Source organism: Aeromonas sp., assembly GCF_051657805.1.
Taxonomy (GTDB): domain Bacteria; phylum Pseudomonadota; class Gammaproteobacteria; order Enterobacterales; family Aeromonadaceae; genus Aeromonas.
The window spans coordinates 13,480-31,223 of the sequence record NZ_JBOFLJ010000016.1 but is presented as its reverse complement, the minus strand read 5'-3'; the positions used below and the strand labels follow the sequence as shown (position 1 = coordinate 31,223).

The window sequence follows — 17,744 nt, the reverse complement described above, 5'->3', positions numbered from 1 at the left end:
TTGTTTTAAGTGTTGGACGACGATGTCACGTTCCACGTGAAACACTCGCTCCGATACCGCCAGTGTCAGACCAGCTCGGGGGCCGGGCAGTAGAGGCGCAGGCGATGGCCGTCGGGATCCAGTGCCACGCAGGTGTAACCGAACTCCATCCGGGTCGGGGGCTGGGCTATGGTCAGACCGTCCGCCTGCCACTTGGCAAAGCTGGCATCGACGCTGGCGTCGTCGGCCAGGGGGAAGGCCAATTCCATGGCGCCGGCCTCCTGAGAGACTCTGGGTTCGACCTGATCTCTGGCCCAGAGTGCGAATTTGGCACCCGAGTCGAATACGAACATGGCGAAGCTGGGGCACTCTTCCACCGGCGGGCGATCGAACAGCTCGCGGTAGAAGAGGGCGCTGCGAAGCGGGTTGGTGACATAGAGGATGCTGAATTGGGGGATATGCATGTGACACTCCTTTCACTGATGGATGACGCCTCGGCGTCGACCCCGTCAGCATGGCCCCCCGGGGTGTCAGTTTCTGTCAGCAATGAATCCCGGCTGCGGGATCTGTTGGCTCGCCCGCCACTCCTTGAGCAATAGGGCCGGGCTTCTGGGATAGCAGCTATCCTCAAGCCGCAGCCGGTCGATGCGATCGACCCTGAAGTGGCGAAAGTCCTGGCGCAGTTCGCACCAGGCCATCAGCACCCGCACCTTGTCGAAGTAGCCGAGGGCGAAGGGCCAGACGGTGCGCTCGGAGATCGCCTCCTTGAGATCGCGGTAGCTCAGCACCACCTTGCGCTGTTGACGGATGGCACTGCGCAACCGGGTCTCGCCGGTGCTTTGACTGGTGCGATAGGAGCCGATCAGCAGGGCATTGGCCTGTAGCTGCTGGCGATACTCGGCGGGCAATACGGCCTCTATCTTGGCCAGCGCGCTGCGGGCCCCCGCACTGAGGGCGCTGTCTGCATGTTCGGCCACCCAGCGGGATCCCAGCACCAGGGCGTCCAGCTCCTCCTCGCTGAACATCAGGGGCGGCAGCATGAAACCGGGTCTCAGCACGTAGCCGATGCCGGCTTCCCCCTCGATCTGTGCCCCCTGTTCCTGCAGGGTGGCGATATCCCGATAGAGGGTGCGCAGGCTGATGCCGAGCTGCTCGGCGAGGGCCGTGCCCGTGATGGCGTAGCGGTGGCCGCGCAGCAACTGAAGCAGGGCAAGCAGGCGTTCGGAACGGGACATCAATTAGCTCCTCGAGCGGGGATTGCATGGGTTCGATGCGCCATGGCCTATGCCTTGTGGCCACGGAAAGTATGGCGCCATTCCCGCGGCGATACCCCGAAGCGGGCACGAAAGTGCTGGCGCAATGTGGTGGCTGACTTGAGGCCCACCAGTTCGGCGATGCGTTCCACCGTGTGGGCGCTGGACTCCAGCAGTTCCTGACTGCGTCTGAGTCGTTCGGCCAGCAGCCAGTCGCCGAGGGAGAGACCCGTCGCCAGCTGGAAGCGGCGGGTGAAGGTACGTCGGCTCATCAGGCAGTGCTCCGCCAGACTGTCCAGGGTGTGGGGCTCTGCCAGATGGATGCGAAGGTGATCGAACAGCTGATTGATCCTGGCGTCCCGGGTGGAGGCGGGCACCGGCTGCTCGATAAACTGGGCCTGACCGCCATCCCGGTGAGGAGGTACCACCAACCGCCTGGCCAGCTTGTTGGCGATCTGGCTGCCGTGGTGCTGGCGCACCAGGTAGAGGCAGCAGTCCAGCCCGGCGGCCGTGCCCGCCGAGGTGATCAACCCCTCGTCATCCACGTAGAGGGCGTTGGTATCGAGGCGCACATGGGGGAAGCGCTGGATGAAGTCCTGCTCGTACTCCCAGTGGGTGGAGGCCCTGCGCCCATCCAGCAAGCCGGCGTAGGCCAGCACATAGGTGCCGAGGCAGAGCCCGACCACTTGGGCCCCTCGCTGGCGAGCGGCGACCAGTGCATCGAGCAGGAGCTGGGCCGGTCGTTCCGCCGGATCCCGCCAGAAGGGGATGATGATGATATCCGCCTCCTGCAGGCCTTCCAGACCATAGCCGGCGTCGAGGCGAAAGCCCTGGGACGAGGCTGGCTGCCGTGTGTCATCACCGGCGCAGAGTCTGAGCTCGAACAGCGATTGGCCCGGCATCGTCTTGTCGCCAAAGATGAGGCAGGGCACGGCGCAGTGAAAGGGGCTGAAGTGATCGAAGGTGATGACGGCGACTATGGGCATGATGGCAGGCTCCTTTGCGCATGAATTGACGATGATAAGCCCTGCCGAGAGAAAGCCGAAGACCCGTGTTGCGCCTCCGGCCGATCCACTCAGAATGCCATGGTTTCCCCATCCTCCGGCACCAGCACGCGCTCCAGCATGCCCCGTTCCCCGAGATAGTCGCGCAGCTCGCAGCGTGACAACAGGGCGTGGTTGACAGCCTCCAGATGGCTGGTGATCAGGGTGGCCCCGGGGGCCGCCTGATGCACCGCCAACACATCCTCCTTGTTCATGATGATGGCACCCAGCCCGGTGACCTGGGCATCGCCGCAGTTCAATACGACAACCTCGGGGCTGTGCCGGGCCAGGCTTTGGGCCACCTGTTCGTTCCAGACTGTATCGCCGGCGAGATAGAGGGTCTTCTCGAGGGGGTGGGAGAAGACCACCCCGGACACCTCGCCGAGCCGTTCACCGAGCACGGCCATGATGCGATCACTGCCATGTTGGCCCGCCGTCTGCTGCAGGCGGATGCCGGCGAACTCGCCATGTTCCCCCAGCAGCCTCACATCCTCGAAGCCGCTTGCCCGCATGGTGTCGGCGTCCTGCTGGTGTTGCACGAACAGGGGGAGGTGTTTGGGCACCAATTGCGCCGCCACTGGGTCCCAGTGATCCAGATGGTCGTGGGTCACTATCACGGCATCCACGTCGAGCAGGGTCGCCATGGGCAGCGGCAGCTCGACCAAAGGGTTGCGCAGATGGCTGTTGGCCATGCCCTCGAAGCCGGGATAAGTCCCCTTGGGGGCCAGCATGGGATCTATGAGGAAGCGAGTACCGGCATAGTGGATGAGCAGGGTGGCGTTGCGAACCTGAGTAATCTTCATGGCGTGATCCTGTGAGTTGGGGGATGCACAGCCAGTATGGCGTGGAGAGGACGGGAGCATGAGTGGCCCGCGGGCCCATTATCGATCCTATCGGGCCATTTTTTGTTGGCCGGCCAGGGTGTCGAAAAAACTTTCATTTCTCCCTTGAAAGGAAAAAACCGGACCTTATATAGGTAACAAGGCCGGAACGCTCGACAGAGGTTTCGACCAGGAGCCCGTCCAACAGGAGGGCAAATGATCCGTTATCGCTCACAAGAGGATAATATTATGCGTTCTATCGACTTTTCTCCGCTCTATCGTTCTGCCATCGGTTTCGATCGCCTGGCCAATCTCATCGAGTCTGCAGCCAGCAACGGCAATGCCGGATATCCCCCCTACAACATCGAGCAGCTGGGCGACAGCGACTACCGCATCAGCATGGCGGTGGCGGGCTTCACTCAGGAGGAGCTGGAGTTGAGCTTCCAGGAAAACCTGCTGACGGTGAAGGGCAACAAGCAGGCAGATGGGGAGCGTCATTATCTCTATCAGGGGATCGCCGAGCGAGGCTTCGAGCGTCGCTTCCAGCTGGCGGATTATGTGCGGGTGAAAGGGGCCGATCTCAAGAACGGTCTGCTGCACATCGATCTGGTGCGCGAAGTGCCCGAGGCGATGAAGCCGCGCAAGATAGAGATCAACGGCTAAGCCCGTCTCTGACTCTGCTTATCGGGTGCCGATATGGGCCCACAGTCTTTAAACCTGTTGCTTATTAGAAGGATAGGATTATGCGTAACCTCGATTTTTCTCATCTCTATTCCAATGCCGTCGGCTTCGAGCGGATGGCCCGTGAGCTGGAAGGCCTGTTCGAACAGAAGACAGCGGCCTATCCCCCTTACAACATCGAAAAGCGGGAGCAAGATGGCTACCGCATCACCCTGGCGGTGGCGGGCTTCGGGCGTGAAGAGCTGGAGCTGGAGACCGAAAATGGCACCCTCAAGATCAAGGGTCGCAAGGTAGCCGCTCCCGCCGAGCGTCAGTTCCTCCATCAGGGGATCGCCGAGCGTGACTTCGAACTCGCCTTCAAGCTGAGCCAGCATGTCGAGGTGCGGGATGCCCGCCTGGAGCATGGCCTGCTGGTCATCGATCTGGCCCGCGAGCTGCCGGAGGCACTCAAGCCGCGCGCCATCCCCATCGGTCAGGGTGAACAGCTGGCGCTACCGAGCTGATCCGCTCCCTAGACCCGAGTATGAAAAAGGCCTGCAATCGCAGGCCTTTTTGCTGTCTGACGTCGGGCTCAGCGGTAGAGGCCGTTGATCTCCTCCGCCAGGATGGCGATGCCGCGACGCACCAGCTCCTCGCTCTGGGAGTAGTTGAGGCGGATGCACTCCTGGCTGTGACGCCACTCGGGGTCGTCGATACCGGGGAAGAAGTAGTGGCCCGGCACTATCAGCAGGTTCTTGGCCTTCAGTCGCTCATAGAGTTCCTGACTGTGGATCGGCAGATCCTCGAACCAGAGCCAGAGGAAGAGGGCACCCTCCGGCTTGTGGATATGGAAGCGGGGATCCGGGATCGCCTCGCGCAGCAGCTGTACCGCCAGCTCGGCCTTCTGTCGGTAGAAGGGCTTCACCACCTGTTCGCTCAGGGCGATGATCTCGCCGCTCTCGATCATGGGAATGGTGAGGGCCGGCCCCAGGCTGCCCGGTGCGAGGTTGATGATGCCGCTCAGGTTGGTGATGGCCCGGATGATCTTCTCATCGGCGATGACGATGCCGCAGCGGGTACCCGGCAATCCCAGCTTGGAGAGGCTCATGCAGAGGATGGTGTTGGCGTTCCAGAACGGCCTGGCCTCGGTGAAGATGATGCCCGGGAAAGGCACCCCGTAGGCGTTGTCGATGAGCAGCGGGATCCCCTTGTCGCGGGCGATCTGATCCAGATGCTCGATCTCCTCGTCGGTCAGCACGTTGCCGGTGGGGTTGGTCGGCCGGGAGACGCATATCACTCCGATGTCGTCACCCACCTCCAGGCTCTCGAAGTCCACGTGGTATTTGAACTGACCATCGGCCAGCTTCTCTATGGTGGGCTTGTAGGCCACGAAGTGATCGTCGGAGAGCGCCGAGTCGGCATAGCCGATGTACTCCGGGGCCAGGGGGAACAGCACCTTCTTCTTGCGGCCGTCGGCGAACTCGCCCGCCAGCAGGTTGAACAGATAGAAGAAGGCGTTCTGGCTGCCGTTGGTGAGAGCTATGTTGCGGGCCGAGATCTCCCAGCCGAGCTCCTTGCTGAGCAGGGTCGCCAGCGCCTGGGTGAATCTGTCCTTGCCTTGGGGGCCATCGTAGTTGGCCATGGCTTTGACCAGATCACCGCTGTCGAGCAGTGTCCTGGCTTCGGCTTGAAAGCGTTCCAGCATGGCGGGAATGGGGGCAGGGTTGCCGCCTCCCAGCATGATGGCGTCCGGATTGAGCAGCCCCTGATTGAGGTCATCCATGAGTTGAGTGATGCCGGCGTGGCGAGTGAACTTCTCGCCGAACAAGGAAAATTCCATTCGGTGGCGGATCCAGATTGGTTACGGGGATGTAGCACCATAGCTCAGTTTAAAAGTGGGTGTCGATCTAAATAACCGGACGTTCCACGTGGAACGGAGTGCAAGAATTAAACATGGCAATAATCACCACATGTTGGTTTAAAAATGACCATGCCAATGTACCTAACCTCTCTACTTGGTGCCAAAAAACTGATAAAAACAATAAAATCATATTGTTATAAATCTGGCACGACTATTGGAATAACTATCTGGTCATCTCAACCATACCGGAGAACGCCAGATGAAAACCCTGATCGCCACCCTGATGCTGAGCACCCTGAGCCTGACTGCCATGGCCAACGAAAACCCCAGACCCGAGCTGGACAGCGCCAAGCTGGGGCAGGAGGTGTTGGCCCAGCAACAACAGGCTTCCCATGCCGTCACGCTGGATGCCATTCATAACCTCAAGCCGCTGGCGTTGGAGACTCTGGTGGTGGAGGTGAGCTCGGCCCATGGTACTCACCCCGAGAGCTGAGGTAGCGCAGGGGCGTGAGCCCGGTGTGCTGCTTGAAGAAGCCGATGAAGGCGCTGTCGCTGGAGAACTCCAGGGCGGTCGCCACCCGGCTGATGGGCTCGGCCTCGGCCAGCAGCTCCATGGCGCGCAACAAACGCCATTGCTGGCGCCAGGCCTGATAATGCATACCCGTATCCCGCATGAAGATGCGGCCTATGGTCTTGTCACTGGCACCCACCCGCTCGGCCAGCCGGTTGAGTCGATCGGGCAGGGTGTCGCCTCCCTTGAGTGCCTGCAACCAGGCGGCTAGACGCGGATCGGCCGGTAGGGGCAGTTGCCACGACTCTCTCGGCGCCAACGCCAACTCCTCCATGAAGAGTGCCACCGTCCGGCATTGCTCGGCTTCCGCCTTGTCCCATGGCCAGAATGCCATCCGCTCTATGATCGCCTGCAACAGGGGGTTGATGGCGATGACCTGCAAGCCGTCAGGCAGCGCGGGATCCGGGGTGAAATAGAGGGAGCGGTAGGCGACCACACCGCGCATCCGCACCCTGTGGGAAACCCCAGCCGGTATCCAGGCCGCCCTGCCGGGAGGGAGCAGGCAGAGGCGGTTGTCCAGCTCTATGCTCATGCAGCCCGCCTGGGCGAACAGCAACTGATGGCGCCCATGTTGATGCTGGCCGGAGTCGTGCCAGCCGAGATCGGAGGCGATGCCGAGCACGGCGCCGCTGAGCCGGTCGGGATCGAAGGGGTCATCGGACTGAATGAAGGCCATATGTCCTATTTCCGCTATTTATAGTCCTGCTTATTGTAATCAGACAGCCCACACCTCTCTAGACTGACGGCCTCTAGTGAAGGAGGTTTGTCATGAACAACAAGTTGCCACCGCTCTGGCTGGTGGTCGGGCTGATGATGTTTCCCCAGATAGTCGAGACCATCTACAGCCCGGCGTTGACCGGGATTGCCACTCGGTTCGGGGTGAGCGACGGACAGGCATCCCAGACCCTGTCGGTCTATTTTCTGGCGTTTGCGGTGGGGGTGGTCTGCTGGGGTCGGCTATGCGATCTCATCGGGCGGCGGCCGGCCATGCTGGCCGGTCTGCTGACCTATGGGCTCGGCACTCTGCTGGCACTGTTAGCCAGCCGATTCGAGGTCCTGCTGCTGGCGCGCATCGTCTCGGCCTTCGGGGCCGCCGTCGGTTCCGTGGTCACCCAGACCATGCTGCGCGACAGTTACTCGGGGCGCGATCTGGCGCGGGTCTTCTCGGTGATGGGAGTGGCGCTCTCCCTCAGCCCCGTGCTGGGGTTGATGAGCGGGGGCTGGCTGGTCGAGGTGTGGGGCTATCTCGGCGTCTTCGCAGGATTGATGGCGCTGGCCCTGGTGCTCGGGCTGCTCGCGGGCGGCTGGCTGCCGGAGACCCGCCCGGCCGACATGCCCAGGGTCGCCCTCTGGCCCCTGGCATGCCGGATGCTGCGAGATGTCACGCTGTGGCGCAGTGCCCTGCTGGTCGCCCTGTTCAACACCATGCTGTTTGGCTACTACAGCCTGGCTCCCTTCCTGTTCGCCAGCCTGGGGCTGAGCGCCGGGGAGTTTGGCTACTCAGGCCTGGGGTTGGCGCTGGCCACCCTGATCGGCAGCCTGTTGAACAAGGGGCTGCTGGGGAGGGGCTGGGCACCGTCATCCCTCGTCCGGCTGGCCTGCACCCTGGCGTTCATATGCGGGGCTGGGGTATGGCTGGGTCAGGGCAGCCTCTGGTTCCTGTTGCCCATGATGGGGGTAGTGGTGGCCTTTGGGGTGGCGATCCCGAATGTGTTGAGCCAGGCCTTGCTGGCGTATCGTGAAGTGGCAGGCAGCGCCGGCGCCCTGTTCGGGCTGGCCTACTACCTGCTGCTCAGCCTGGGGCTGGCGGTGGCGGCGAGCCTGCAGGATCTGGGGATCCTGCTCGTCGGCTGCGGGGGCTTGGCCCTGTGGTGTGGTGGTCGTCGTTCCACGTGAAACATCAGCTGCCGATGAAACGGTAGCCGATGCCGGATTCGGTCTCGATCAGGCTGGGTTGCTGGGGGTTGTCACCCAGCTTCTTGCGCAGGCTGGCGATGACGATGCGCAGGTAGTGGGTGTCTTCCTTGTGGCTGGGGCCCCAGATGTCGTTGAGCAGCTGGGTCTGCAGCACCAGCTTGCCGGGATGGCACACCAGAGCTTGCAGTAGGGCGAACTCCTTGCGGGAGAGGGAGACATCTTCCCCGTGCAGACTCACCTTGTGATTGCTGGTGTCCAGGCTGAGGCCGCACTGGGGGAAGTGGCGGTGTTCGCCGCTGCTGGCCCCGGCCCGCTGCCGGAGCAGCATGCGGATCCGCGCCATCATCTCCTGGATGCCAAACGGCTTGCTCATGTAGTCGTTGGCCCCCGCGTCCAGCAGCCGTACCTTCTCCTGTTCCGAGTCCCTGGCCGACAACACCAGCACAGGATGCTGGTGGTGTTCGCGGATGCTCTGCAGTATCTGGATGCCATCCCCGTCCGGCAGACCGAGGTCCAGGATCACCAGATCCGGATTGAGGTGACGGTACTGCATCAACCCCTCGGTGACGCCCACGGCCTCGCTGACCTGGTGCCCCTCGGCGACCAGGCTGATACGCAGGAAGCGGCGGATCGCCGCCTCGTCGTCGATGACCAGAATATGTGCCATCTAGCCTCCTGCGCCGAAAAGGGGGGCATCCATCATAGGTGCCTGGTTGTGCGTCATGTCCCCATTACCTCGGGTGCGTTGAGAGAGAGCGGCAGGGAGATGCGCATGCAGGTGCCATTGCCGTTGGGTCCGGCAAACGCCCAGATTCGGCCGCCGTGAGCCTCTATCATAGCGCGGGAAATGGCGAGGCCAAGCCCGGTGCCACGGCTGCCGCAATCCCCGACCGGCTGGGTGTAGAAGAGGTTGAAGATCTTGTCCCGGTCCGATTCAGCGATGCCCACCCCGATGTCGATGATGTCGATGATGAGATCCGGGTTGGCCACCATCACCTTGAACTCTATGGGGGTGCCGGCCGGCGAGTAGCGGGAGGCGTTGTCGAGTATGTTGACCAGCACCTGCTCGATCAGGGCGCCGTGCACATAGAGCGCGGGGATCTGCTGATCGAAGTGCACCAGCAGCTTGTGCTGGCGCCAGGAAGAGTCCAGCCGCCTGCGGGCGCTCTCCAGCAGATCGGCGAGGTCGACCCAGTCCCGTTTCAGCTGGAAGTCCGGCGAGCCGATACGGGTCATGTCCAGCAGGTTCTGCACATAGCTGTGCAGACGGCGCGCCTCATCCTGTACCGAATGCAGGAGTTCGCTGCGATCCTCCTGGCTTATCCGGTCACCGTACTCCAGCAGGGTGCTGCCGGCCCCCATGATGGTGGCCAACGGCGTCTTCAGGTCGTGGGAGACGGAGGAGAGCAGGGCGGCGCGCAGCCTGTCCGTCTCGGCCTGCAACTGGCTGTCGGCGAGCCGTTCGCTGAGATCTATCCGGGCGAGGGCGGCGCGGATGTCGGTGAGCAGGGCCTGCAGCTGATGCTCGGCGGAGGAGGCCAGGGGATTGGTCAGCCGGATCCCCAGCACCAGATCGTCGGTGAGGGGGTGGTACTGGGCCTCGGCCGCATTGAGGGTGGCGGTGTGGGCGCCGGCATACTGCTTCTGGGCCAGGCACCAGTCGATGGCCGCCTTGTCGGTCTGGCCGGGGCCGGGTGGGGCATCTCCCGCCCGGTATTGATAATCCTTGTCGAGGGCGAACACGGGTTGGCCCAGGGCCAGGGAGATGGCCTGGGTGCCTTGCCGCAACACCTCCACCGGGCTGCTGGCGGTGGCCAGCCCCTGACTCAGGGAGAGCAGGGCATTGCCGAGCTGCTGGGTCTCCCGCAGACCCACCAGCTGCTGGCGCTGGCGGGAGGCGAGCCGACCCGCCGTCACACCGACGATGAGCAGCACGAACAGGGTGAGCAGATCGCTGTGACTGGCCACGCTGAGGGAGAAGTGGGGGGCGACGAACAGCAGATTGTGAGCCACGAAGCCGAGCACGGCCGCCAGTATGGCGGGCACCAGGCTGGTGGAGAGCGCCGTGGCCAGCACCCCCAGCACGAACAGCAGGGGCAGGGAGGCGGGAGGCAGCCAGTGGGAGAGACCCCAGGCCAGGGCCGAGGTGAGGCTCATGATGCAAACCGCCATCAGGCTCTGACGCACCTCCTTGCGACCCGAGGGATGCAGACCCAGTCCCTGCTTGCGCTTCTCCGTGTCCACCAGGGTGATCTCGAACCCGCGAGCATTCTTGAGCAGGTGCTGTACCAGGGAGCGGCGCCAGGGGGACTGGTGAGGCTTGCCGAGCAACAGCTGGGAGACCTGCTGCTGCTCGGCGGTTTCCAGCAGGGCATCGGCCACCGCCGGGCTGGAGAGGGTCAGCACCTTGGCTCCGAGCTGAGACGCCAGTGCCAGTGCCTGCTCCAGTTCGGCCGAGCGCTGCCCCTTGCTGTCGATGTGCACCACCAGCCAGGGCAGCTGGCGGCGCTGGGCGAAGCGGTGGCCATAGCGCACCAGGGAGGCGCTGTGCTGGTCCCCGAGGCAGACCATCAGCTTGCCCCGCAGCGGGAGCGTGCTCTTGCCCGCCGCCTGCCACTGCAGTTGCAGATCCCCCTCCACGTGGCTGGCCGCGGTCTGCATCGCCAGCTCGCGCAGCGCGGTCAGGTTGTTGAGGGAGAAGAAGGATTGCAGGGCCGCCTTGGCCTGATGGGGCACATAGACCTTGCCCTCCTTGAGTCGCCCCAGCAACTCCTTGGGGGGGAGGTCGATGAGCACCAGGCTGTCCGCCTCCAGCAGCACCTGATCCGGCAGCGTCTCCTTGACCCTGACCCCGGTCAGTTGCCAGACGAGATCGTTGAGGCTCTCCAGATGCTGCACGTTGAGGGTGGTGTAGACGTCGATACCGGCACCGAGCAACTCCTCCACATCCTGCCAGCGCTTCTCGTGGCGGCTGCCGGGGGCATTGGTGTGGGCCAGCTCATCCACGACTGCGATGGCCGGTTTGCGTTCGAGCAGGCCGTCCAGATCCATCTCCTCCAGCCGCTGCTGACGGTGGTAAAAGAGCTGGCGTGGCTGGATGGGCAGCTTGTCCAGCAGGGCCAGGGTCTCCTGGCGACCGTGGGTCTCCACCACCCCGATGAGGATGTCGGTGCCTTCCTTGGCCTGCTCCCGCACGGCCTGCAACATGGCGTAGGTCTTGCCGACGCCGGGGGCTGCGCCGAGGAAGACCTTCAGCTTGCCCTTGTGTTCTTCTTCCAGGCTGGCCAGTAAAGCGTCGGCCCTCACCTCATCACGCATCCCTTAGTCCCCATCGCGAGTCCCTATCGAGCAACAGCCGGCTCGGCTCAATCATCTGTATCACTGCCTGTATGTCGCCGAGTCAGCCCGGACTGTCGCCGTGTTTCTCTGCCTCAGCCAAATGGCAGACCCGGCACGAGATGCCGGGTCATCATCAGACGTCCTTGTCGAGCTGCAGGTTCAGCTCGAGGATGTTGACCACTTGTGGACCAAGGATACCAGCTTGTGTGGCGGACTTGACCCGTTCCGTCAGCACGGCGGGATCCAGCCCCCGTTCCTTGGCCACCCTGTCCACCTGGGACAGCACGGCATCCAGCGGCAGGTGGGGATCCAGCCCCGAACCGGAGCGGGTCAGCAGGGTCGGTGACGGGTTGCCTGGCTGGGCCTTGGCCGCCTCATTGGCAAACTCGGCCCGCAGGGGGGAGCTCATGCCTTGGTTGCTGGCGCCGCTGCCTATGGTCGCGAAGTCGCTGGCGGAGGGGCGGGAGTGGAAGTAATCCGCCCGTTCGAATTTCTGTGCCAACAGGGCGCTGCCGATCAGCTGTTGCTTGTCATTGGTCAGCTGGCTGCCGTTGGCCTGCCAGGGGAACAGCACCTGGGCCAACCCGGTCACGGCCAGGGGGTAGGCAACCCCCAGCAGCAGGGTCAGGGTCAGCAGGGTTCTGATTGCAATCATGATATGTCCTTAATTCCTGAACGGAATTTATGGGATGCGGGCCTGGCCCGCACCCCGTAACGGTTACACCTGGCCGAGGCCGGTGACGACCAGATCGATGAACTTGATACCTGTGATGGGAGAGCCAGCAGGGACTGGCCTCCACCTCATCAACTTTGTAGTCGTACTTCTCTCCATCACACCAAGCCCAGGCCGGTGACAACCAAATCGATGAGCTTGATGCCGACGAAGGGGATCAGAAGGCCACCGACCCCATAGATAAGCAGGTTGCGGCGCAGCAGGCTGGCGGCCGACTCCTGCAGGCTGACCCCGCGCAGGGCCAGGGGCACCAGCGCCACTATGATCAGGGCGTTGAAGATGATGGCCGACAGGATGGCGCTCTGTGGGCTGCCCAGCTGCATCAGGTTCAGCACCCCGAGTTGCGGGTAGGCGGCGATGAACAGGGCCGGCAGTATGGCGAAGTACTTGGCCACATCGTTGGCGATGGAGAAGGTGGTCAGGGCTCCCCGGGTCACCAGCAGCTGTTTGCCTACCAGCACCACGTCCAGCAGCTTGGTGGGGTTGGAGTCGAGATCCACCAGGTTGCCCGCCTCCTTGGCGGCCTGGGTCCCCTCGTTCATGGCCAGCCCCACGTCGGCCTGGGCCAGGGCGGGGGCGTCGTTGGCGCCGTCACCACACATGGCCACCAGGCGGCCGTCGGCCTGCTCCTGGCGGATGTAGGCCAGCTTCTTCTCCGGAGTCGCCTCGGCGATGAAATCATCCACCCCGGCCTCGGCGGCGATGGCGGCGGCCGTCAGCGGGTTGTCACCGGTGATCATCACGGTGCGTATCCCCATGTGGCGCAGGGTCTGGAAGCGAGCCTTGATGCCGGGTTTGATGATGTCCTTGAGGTACACCACCCCGAGCAGCTGCTCGTGAGTACAGACCAGCAGCGGCGTCCCCCCCTGGCGGGCGATGTGATCGACGGATTTGAGGATGAGCTCGGGCACCGCCTTGCGTTCGAGGGAGAGGTAGTTCAGCACGGCGTCCACCGCGCCCTTGCGGTATTGGTGGCCGTTGCGATCCAGGCCGCTCAGCCGGGTCTCGGCGCTGAAGGGGATCACCCTGTCGCTGTCCAGCTGGCTAGGTTTGGCCATGCTCTTGCCGGCCAGGGTCAGGATGGACTTGCCTTCCGGGGTGTTGTCACCCAGGGAGGCCAGCATGGCAGCCTGGGCCAGCAGGGAGGGATCCACCCCGGGGGCCGGGATCAGCTCGTCCGCCATGCGGTTGCCGAAGGTGATGGTGCCGGTCTTGTCCAGCAGCAGGGTGCGCACGTCACCGGCGGCTTCCACGGCACGGCCGGATTTCGCGATCACGTTGAGCTTCACCAGCCTGTCCATGCCGGCGATGCCGATGGCGGAGAGCAGGCCGCCTATGGTGGTCGGGATCAATGTGATGAAGAGTGCGATCAGGTAGAGGCGCGGGACCTGGGTGCCGTTGTAGTCGAGGAACCAGGGCAAGGTGGCGACCACCAGCAGGAAGATCAGGGTCAGACCCACCAGCAGGGCGTCCAGTGCCATCTCGTTCGGCGTCTTCTGGCGCTTGGCCCCTTCCACCAGGGCGATCATGCGATCCAGCGTGCTCTCCCCCGGGTTGTTGCTGACCCGGATCCAGATCTCGTCGGAGACGACTGTGGTGTTGCCGGTCACGCCGCTGCGATCCGTGCCTGACTCGCGGATCACGGGGGCGGATTCCCCCGTGATGGCGGCCTCGTTGACCGAGGCGATGCCGGCGATGACCTCACCGTCCGCCGGGATCATCTCGCCGCTGCGTACCAGCACCAGATCTCCCTTGAGCAGGCTGGTGGCGGGCACCCACTCTCCCTTGTCATCCCTTGGGTGGGTGACCTTGCGGGCCTTGAGCTGGCTCAGGCCGGCCTTCAGGCTGTCTGCCCTGGCCTTGCCGCGGCCTTCGGCCAGGGTCTCGGCGAAGTTCGCAAACCAGAGGGTGAGCCAGAGCCAGGCGGTCAGCTGCCAGGCCAGACTGGGGGCTACCCCGGACAGGGGTTGGCCCATCAGGGACTCGACGGTCGCCATCACGGCGGCCAGCCAGAGGGTGAACAGTATGGGGCTGCTAAACAGCGCCTTGGGATTGAAGCGATAAAGGGCTTCAATCATGGCCTGGGCAACCTGTGAACGACGTGACTTGGCCTTGATCTTGTCGGTGCCAGTGGCCACTGAAATGGATTTGCTCATTAGAAAGCTCCCTGCATCAGGGTGAGGTGTTCTGCGACCGGTCCCAGCGCCAGTACGGGCAGGAAGGAGAGGCCACCTATCAGCAATACGGTGATGATCAGCAGGGTCACAAACAGCGGGCCGCTGATCGGGAAGTCCCCTGAGCCCGTCTCCTGGCGCTGTGCGCGGGAGAGTTGGCCGGCGATGGCCAGCACGGGGATGATGTAGCCGAAGCGACCGAGCAGCATGGCCAGGCCGATGGCGATGCACTGCCAGCTGTCGCCGGCGGCGAAGCCACCGAAGGCGGAGCCGTTGTTGCCGGAGGCGGAGGCATAGGCGTAGATCAGGCGAGACAGACCGTGGGGGCCGTCGTGACCTATGATGGTGCTGGCGGTTGGCGTCAGCAGCGTGATGCCGCCGATCACCAACACCCCGACCGGCATCACCAGCATGCTGGCAACTACCCACTTCATCTCTGTGATGCCGAGGCGCTTGCCGAGATAGGTCGGGGTACGCCCCACCATCAGGCCGCACAGGAACACGGTCAGCAGCACGAACAGCATCATGCCGTAGATACCGGCGCCCACGCCGCCAAACACCACCTCACCCAGCAGCATGTTGATCATGCCGACCATGCCGCCGAGGGGGGTGAAGCTGTCGTGCATGGCGTTGACCGAGCCGTTGGAGGCAGAGGTAGTCGCCACTTCCCAGATGCTGGACAGCACGGGGCCGAAGCGGCTCTCCTTGCCTTCCCAGTTACCCGCCTGGGTGCTGAGGTGAGCGAGGGCCGGGTCCGGTTGCAACTCCTGGTACAGGGAGAGGCCGAGGCCGAGCACGAACAGCAGGGTCATGGCGGTGAGGATGGCGCGGCCGTGGCCACTGTGCTTCACGTACCGACCCAGGGTGCAGACCAGGGCGGCAGGCAGGGTCAGCAGGGTGACCATCTCCAGCCAGTTGGTGAAGGCGGTGGGGTTCTCGAACGGATGGGCCGAGTTGACACCGAAGAAGCCGCCGCCGTTGGAGCCGAGCTGCTTGATGGCGATCTGGGAGGCGGCCGGGCCGAGCGGCATCAGCTGCTCCTGACCCTCCAGGCTGTGGAACGGCAGGTAGGCCGACAGGCTCTGGGGAACCCCCTGCCACACCAGCAGCAGCGCCATGACGAATGCCATGGGCAACAGCACATAGAGGCAGAAGCGCACCAGATCCTGCCAGAAGTTGCCCAGATGGGTCGTCTGTTGGCGGGTGATGCCACGGAACAGGGCGACGGCCACGGCGGCACCGGTGCCGGCGGAGACGAAGTTCTGGGTGGTGAGCCCGACCATCTGGCTGAAATAGGAGAGGCTGGCCTCACCGGAATAGGCTTGCCAGTTGGTGTTGGTCATGAAGCTGACCGCGGTGTTGAAGGCGAGCTCCCAGCTCAGCCCCGGCAGGTGCTGCGGGTTGAGGGGCAGCAGGTCCTGTGCCATCAGGATCAGGAACAGCAGGCCGAAGCCAGCGCCATTGAAGGCGAGCAGGCTGATGGCGTATGACTTCCAGTCCTGCTCCCGGCCATCGGACCCACAGCAGGCCATGGTCGCTCGCTCGACGGGGGATAACCAGCGGGTCTGCCCCTCGAACACCCTGTACATGTAACCGCCGAGCAGGGGTGCCGGCAGCAGGACCAGCAGCACGAAGGCGGTTGGATAGATGATCTCTTGCCACATGATGGGGTCCCTCACTCATGACTGCGCGTGAGAGCACGCAGCAGATAGCCCAGCAGGGCGAGGACCAGCAGCAGATATAGCCAATTCATATAAATTCCCTTGGTGTAATTGATACCACAAGGGTACGTAGAGAGGGCGTAAAGGCGCCATAAAGCGGGGAATGGGGGGCGTAAAGTTGGCGTAAAAACGGGGCCGATAGGGCCTGGGTGAAGAAAACCCGGCCAGGGCCGGGTTGAACGCTAGTTGGCTGCATCTTCGCTCACGGCGTCGCAGACGCCGGGAAGTGGGCGGCTTTAACGCATGGTGACGAACTCTTCCGCGCTGATGGGGTGAAACGGGACAACACAGTAGTCAGGAGGCTGGCCCGTTTGCGCCCTGGTTAGCGCATGGTCACAAATTCTTCTGCGCTGGTGGGGTGAATGGCGACGCAGTTGTCGAAGTCCGCCTTGGTGGCCCCCATCTTCATGGCGACGCCGAAGCCTTGCAGTATCTCGTCCATGGCGAAGCCGATGCCGTGCAGGCCGACCACCTTCTCCTCCGGCCCAGCGCACACCAGCTTCATGCGGGTGGGCTGACGATGCTGGGTCAGGGCCGAGTACATGGCGGTGAACTGGCTGCGGTAGACCTTCACCTGATCCTCGCCATACTGGGCGATGGCCTCCGGCTCGGTTAGACCTATGGTGCCGATGGGGGGGTGGCTGAACACCACGGTCGGCACCAGATCGTAGTTGAGGTGCTCGTTGGGCTTGTTGTTGAACAGCCGCTCGGAGAGGCGACGACCGGCGGCGACGGCGACCGGGGTGAGCTGGATGCGGCCCGTGTTGTCACCCACCGCATAGATGTTGCCGACATTGGTGTTCTGGAACTTGTCGGTGGGGATATAGCCCCGCTCATCCAGTTCGATGCCGGCTGCGGCCAGGTTCAGCTTGTCGGTGGCGGGGGCCCGGCCTATGGCCCAGATCAGGCAATCGACGATGAGGTGGCGGCCATCTTCCAGCTGCAGGGTCAGGCTGTCGTCGGCATTCTTGATCACCGCCTTGGGAATGGCGTGGGTGTGCAGCTTGGGGCCTTCGGTGGCCATGATCTCCACCAGGGTTTCCTGGATCATGGGATCGAAGCTGCGCAACGGGCCCTGCTTGCGCACCACCAGGTGAGTCTCGGAGCCGAGGGCCTGCATCACGCCGGCGATCTCGACCGCGATATAGCCGGCCCCCACCACGGCGACCCGCTTGGGTTGTGTCTCGAGGGCGAAGAAGCCGTCGGAGTCGATGCCGAACTCGGCACCCGGGATGGTCGGTACCTCCGGGTGACCGCCGGTGGCGATCAGGATGTGGTCCGCCGTATAGCGCTCACCATCGACCTCGACCGTGTTGGCGTCGACGAAACGGGCGAAGCCCCGGATGACGGTGATCTGATTCTTGCCGAGCACCTTCTCATAGGATTGGTGGATGCGGCCGATGTAGGCCTGACGGGATTCTACCAGCTTGGCCCAGCTGAAGTGATTGAGGGTGGTGTCGAAGCCATAGTCGGCACCATAGCGCAGGGCATCGGCGATCTGACCGGCATACCACATGGCTTTCTTGGGGACGCAACCGACGTTGACGCAGGTGCCGCCCAGGGCCTTGGCCTCAATGAGGGCGACTCTCTTGCCGTGCATGGCCGCCCGGTTGGCCGAGGCGATGCCGCCACTGCCGCCGCCGATGGCGATGTAGTCAAAATGCTGTGCCAT

The 17,744-nt window shown here is 63.5% G+C and carries 16 protein-coding genes; 4 read left to right on the top strand and 12 right to left on the bottom strand.

The annotated features are described in order from the left end of the window. Nucleotides 1-65: 65 nt before the first annotated feature. The 4 genes from ACRCYW_RS05345 to ACRCYW_RS05330 all read right to left on the bottom strand — a co-directional run bounded on the left by ACRCYW_RS05345 (nucleotide 66) and on the right by ACRCYW_RS05330 (nucleotide 3,078). Nucleotides 66-443 carry a VOC family protein gene (locus ACRCYW_RS05345; protein WP_438549123.1) on the bottom strand — a complete coding sequence of 126 codons (378 nt, stop codon included), beginning with the start codon at nucleotides 441-443 and terminating at the stop codon, nucleotides 66-68. A gap of 66 nt (nucleotides 444-509) precedes the next feature. After that, the gene (locus tag ACRCYW_RS05340; RefSeq protein ID WP_438549122.1) at nucleotides 510-1,214 is read right to left on the bottom strand and encodes a helix-turn-helix transcriptional regulator; all 705 of its coding nucleotides are present in this window, start codon (nucleotides 1,212-1,214) and stop codon (nucleotides 510-512) included. Nucleotides 1,215-1,261: 47 nt separating this feature from the next. Then, nucleotides 1,262-2,218, bottom strand: coding sequence for a GlxA family transcriptional regulator (locus tag ACRCYW_RS05335; protein WP_438549121.1), 957 nt, complete (start codon nucleotides 2,216-2,218; stop codon nucleotides 1,262-1,264). Between the two features lie 89 nt (nucleotides 2,219-2,307). Beyond that, nucleotides 2,308-3,078, bottom strand: a complete 771-nt coding sequence (locus ACRCYW_RS05330; protein WP_438549120.1) for an MBL fold metallo-hydrolase — start codon at nucleotides 3,076-3,078, stop codon at nucleotides 2,308-2,310. A gap of 267 nt (nucleotides 3,079-3,345) precedes the next feature. Between ACRCYW_RS05330 and ACRCYW_RS05325 the strand changes: the two genes are divergently transcribed. Together ACRCYW_RS05325 and ACRCYW_RS05320 are read left to right on the top strand one after the other, a co-directional pair. After that, nucleotides 3,346-3,759, top strand: a complete 414-nt coding sequence (locus ACRCYW_RS05325) for an Hsp20 family protein (RefSeq protein ID WP_438549119.1) — start codon at nucleotides 3,346-3,348, stop codon at nucleotides 3,757-3,759. 80 nt (nucleotides 3,760-3,839) lie between these two features. After that, entirely contained in the window at nucleotides 3,840-4,280 is a 441-nt protein-coding gene (locus ACRCYW_RS05320; protein WP_438549118.1) for an Hsp20 family protein, read from the top strand. 68 nt (nucleotides 4,281-4,348) lie between these two features. Here the strand turns inward: ACRCYW_RS05320 and ACRCYW_RS05315 are convergent, their stop codons facing one another. Then, nucleotides 4,349-5,596 (bottom strand): valine--pyruvate transaminase, encoded by a 1,248-nt coding sequence (locus ACRCYW_RS05315; RefSeq protein WP_438549117.1) that lies wholly within the window; start codon nucleotides 5,594-5,596, stop codon nucleotides 4,349-4,351. Nucleotides 5,597-5,876: 280 nt separating this feature from the next. On the opposite strand from ACRCYW_RS05315, the gene ACRCYW_RS05310 reads away from it, so the two are divergent. Continuing rightward, the gene (locus ACRCYW_RS05310; protein ID WP_438549116.1) at nucleotides 5,877-6,110 is read left to right on the top strand and encodes a hypothetical protein; all 234 of its coding nucleotides are present in this window, start codon (nucleotides 5,877-5,879) and stop codon (nucleotides 6,108-6,110) included. Here ACRCYW_RS05310 and ACRCYW_RS05305 read toward each other — a convergent pair. Next, on the bottom strand, nucleotides 6,040-6,864 hold the full coding sequence (locus ACRCYW_RS05305) for an AraC family transcriptional regulator (protein WP_438549115.1): 825 nt from the start codon (nucleotides 6,862-6,864) through the stop codon (nucleotides 6,040-6,042). The genes ACRCYW_RS05310 and ACRCYW_RS05305 overlap by 71 nt on opposite strands. A gap of 92 nt (nucleotides 6,865-6,956) precedes the next feature. Between ACRCYW_RS05305 and ACRCYW_RS05300 the strand changes: the two genes are divergently transcribed. Further along, nucleotides 6,957-8,084, top strand: a complete 1,128-nt coding sequence (locus ACRCYW_RS05300) for a multidrug effflux MFS transporter (RefSeq protein WP_438549114.1) — start codon at nucleotides 6,957-6,959, stop codon at nucleotides 8,082-8,084. A 4-nt stretch (nucleotides 8,085-8,088) separates the two neighbouring features. Here ACRCYW_RS05300 and ACRCYW_RS05295 read toward each other — a convergent pair whose 3' ends face one another. From ACRCYW_RS05295 to gorA, 6 genes are all read right to left on the bottom strand, one after another. Continuing rightward, the gene (locus ACRCYW_RS05295; RefSeq protein WP_438549113.1) at nucleotides 8,089-8,772 is read right to left on the bottom strand and encodes a response regulator; all 684 of its coding nucleotides are present in this window, start codon (nucleotides 8,770-8,772) and stop codon (nucleotides 8,089-8,091) included. Between the two features lie 53 nt (nucleotides 8,773-8,825). Then, complete coding sequence (locus ACRCYW_RS05290; RefSeq protein ID WP_438549112.1) at nucleotides 8,826-11,423, bottom strand: DUF4118 domain-containing protein; 2,598 nt, start codon at nucleotides 11,421-11,423, stop codon at nucleotides 8,826-8,828. Between the two features lie 154 nt (nucleotides 11,424-11,577). Next, nucleotides 11,578-12,099, bottom strand: a complete 522-nt coding sequence (locus ACRCYW_RS05285; RefSeq protein WP_438549111.1) for a potassium-transporting ATPase subunit C — start codon at nucleotides 12,097-12,099, stop codon at nucleotides 11,578-11,580. Nucleotides 12,100-12,275: 176 nt separating this feature from the next. Further along, nucleotides 12,276-14,333: a potassium-transporting ATPase subunit KdpB gene (gene kdpB / locus ACRCYW_RS05280; protein ID WP_438549110.1), complete on the bottom strand. Its 2,058-nt coding sequence runs from the start codon at nucleotides 14,331-14,333 to the stop codon at nucleotides 12,276-12,278. Then, on the bottom strand, nucleotides 14,333-16,015 hold the full coding sequence (kdpA, locus tag ACRCYW_RS05275) for a potassium-transporting ATPase subunit KdpA (RefSeq protein WP_438549109.1): 1,683 nt from the start codon (nucleotides 16,013-16,015) through the stop codon (nucleotides 14,333-14,335). The genes kdpB and kdpA overlap by 1 nt, the downstream gene beginning before the upstream one ends. A 379-nt stretch (nucleotides 16,016-16,394) precedes the next feature. Further along, complete coding sequence (gene gorA, locus ACRCYW_RS05270; protein WP_438549108.1) at nucleotides 16,395-17,744, bottom strand: glutathione-disulfide reductase; 1,350 nt, start codon at nucleotides 17,742-17,744, stop codon at nucleotides 16,395-16,397.

Excerpts from the sequence above, each read along its gene's own strand:
- ACRCYW_RS05310 (WP_438549116.1), top strand. The coding sequence starts at position 5,877 with ATGAAAACCCTGATCGCCACCCTGATGCTGAGCACCCTGAGCCTGACT.
- ACRCYW_RS05305 (WP_438549115.1), bottom strand. The coding sequence starts at position 6,864 with ATGGCCTTCATTCAGTCCGATGACCCCTTCGATCCCGACCGGCTCAGC.
- ACRCYW_RS05345 (WP_438549123.1), bottom strand. The coding sequence starts at position 443 with ATGCATATCCCCCAATTCAGCATCCTCTATGTCACCAACCCGCTTCGC.
- ACRCYW_RS05335 (WP_438549121.1), bottom strand. The coding sequence starts at position 2,218 with ATGCCCATAGTCGCCGTCATCACCTTCGATCACTTCAGCCCCTTTCAC.
- ACRCYW_RS05315 (WP_438549117.1), bottom strand. The coding sequence starts at position 5,596 with ATGGAATTTTCCTTGTTCGGCGAGAAGTTCACTCGCCACGCCGGCATC.
- ACRCYW_RS05295 (WP_438549113.1), bottom strand. The coding sequence starts at position 8,772 with ATGGCACATATTCTGGTCATCGACGACGAGGCGGCGATCCGCCGCTTC.
- kdpB (WP_438549110.1), bottom strand. The coding sequence starts at position 14,333 with ATGAGCAAATCCATTTCAGTGGCCACTGGCACCGACAAGATCAAGGCC.
- ACRCYW_RS05290 (WP_438549112.1), bottom strand. The coding sequence starts at position 11,423 with ATGCGTGATGAGGTGAGGGCCGACGCTTTACTGGCCAGCCTGGAAGAA.
- ACRCYW_RS05330 (WP_438549120.1), bottom strand. The coding sequence starts at position 3,078 with ATGAAGATTACTCAGGTTCGCAACGCCACCCTGCTCATCCACTATGCC.
- ACRCYW_RS05285 (WP_438549111.1), bottom strand. The coding sequence starts at position 12,099 with ATGATTGCAATCAGAACCCTGCTGACCCTGACCCTGCTGCTGGGGGTT.
- ACRCYW_RS05325 (WP_438549119.1), top strand. The coding sequence starts at position 3,346 with ATGCGTTCTATCGACTTTTCTCCGCTCTATCGTTCTGCCATCGGTTTC.
- ACRCYW_RS05300 (WP_438549114.1), top strand. The coding sequence starts at position 6,957 with ATGAACAACAAGTTGCCACCGCTCTGGCTGGTGGTCGGGCTGATGATG.
- kdpA (WP_438549109.1), bottom strand. The coding sequence starts at position 16,015 with ATGTGGCAAGAGATCATCTATCCAACCGCCTTCGTGCTGCTGGTCCTG.
- gorA (WP_438549108.1), bottom strand. The coding sequence starts at position 17,744 with ATGGCACAGCATTTTGACTACATCGCCATCGGCGGCGGCAGTGGCGGC.
- ACRCYW_RS05320 (WP_438549118.1), top strand. The coding sequence starts at position 3,840 with ATGCGTAACCTCGATTTTTCTCATCTCTATTCCAATGCCGTCGGCTTC.
- ACRCYW_RS05340 (WP_438549122.1), bottom strand. The coding sequence starts at position 1,214 with ATGTCCCGTTCCGAACGCCTGCTTGCCCTGCTTCAGTTGCTGCGCGGC.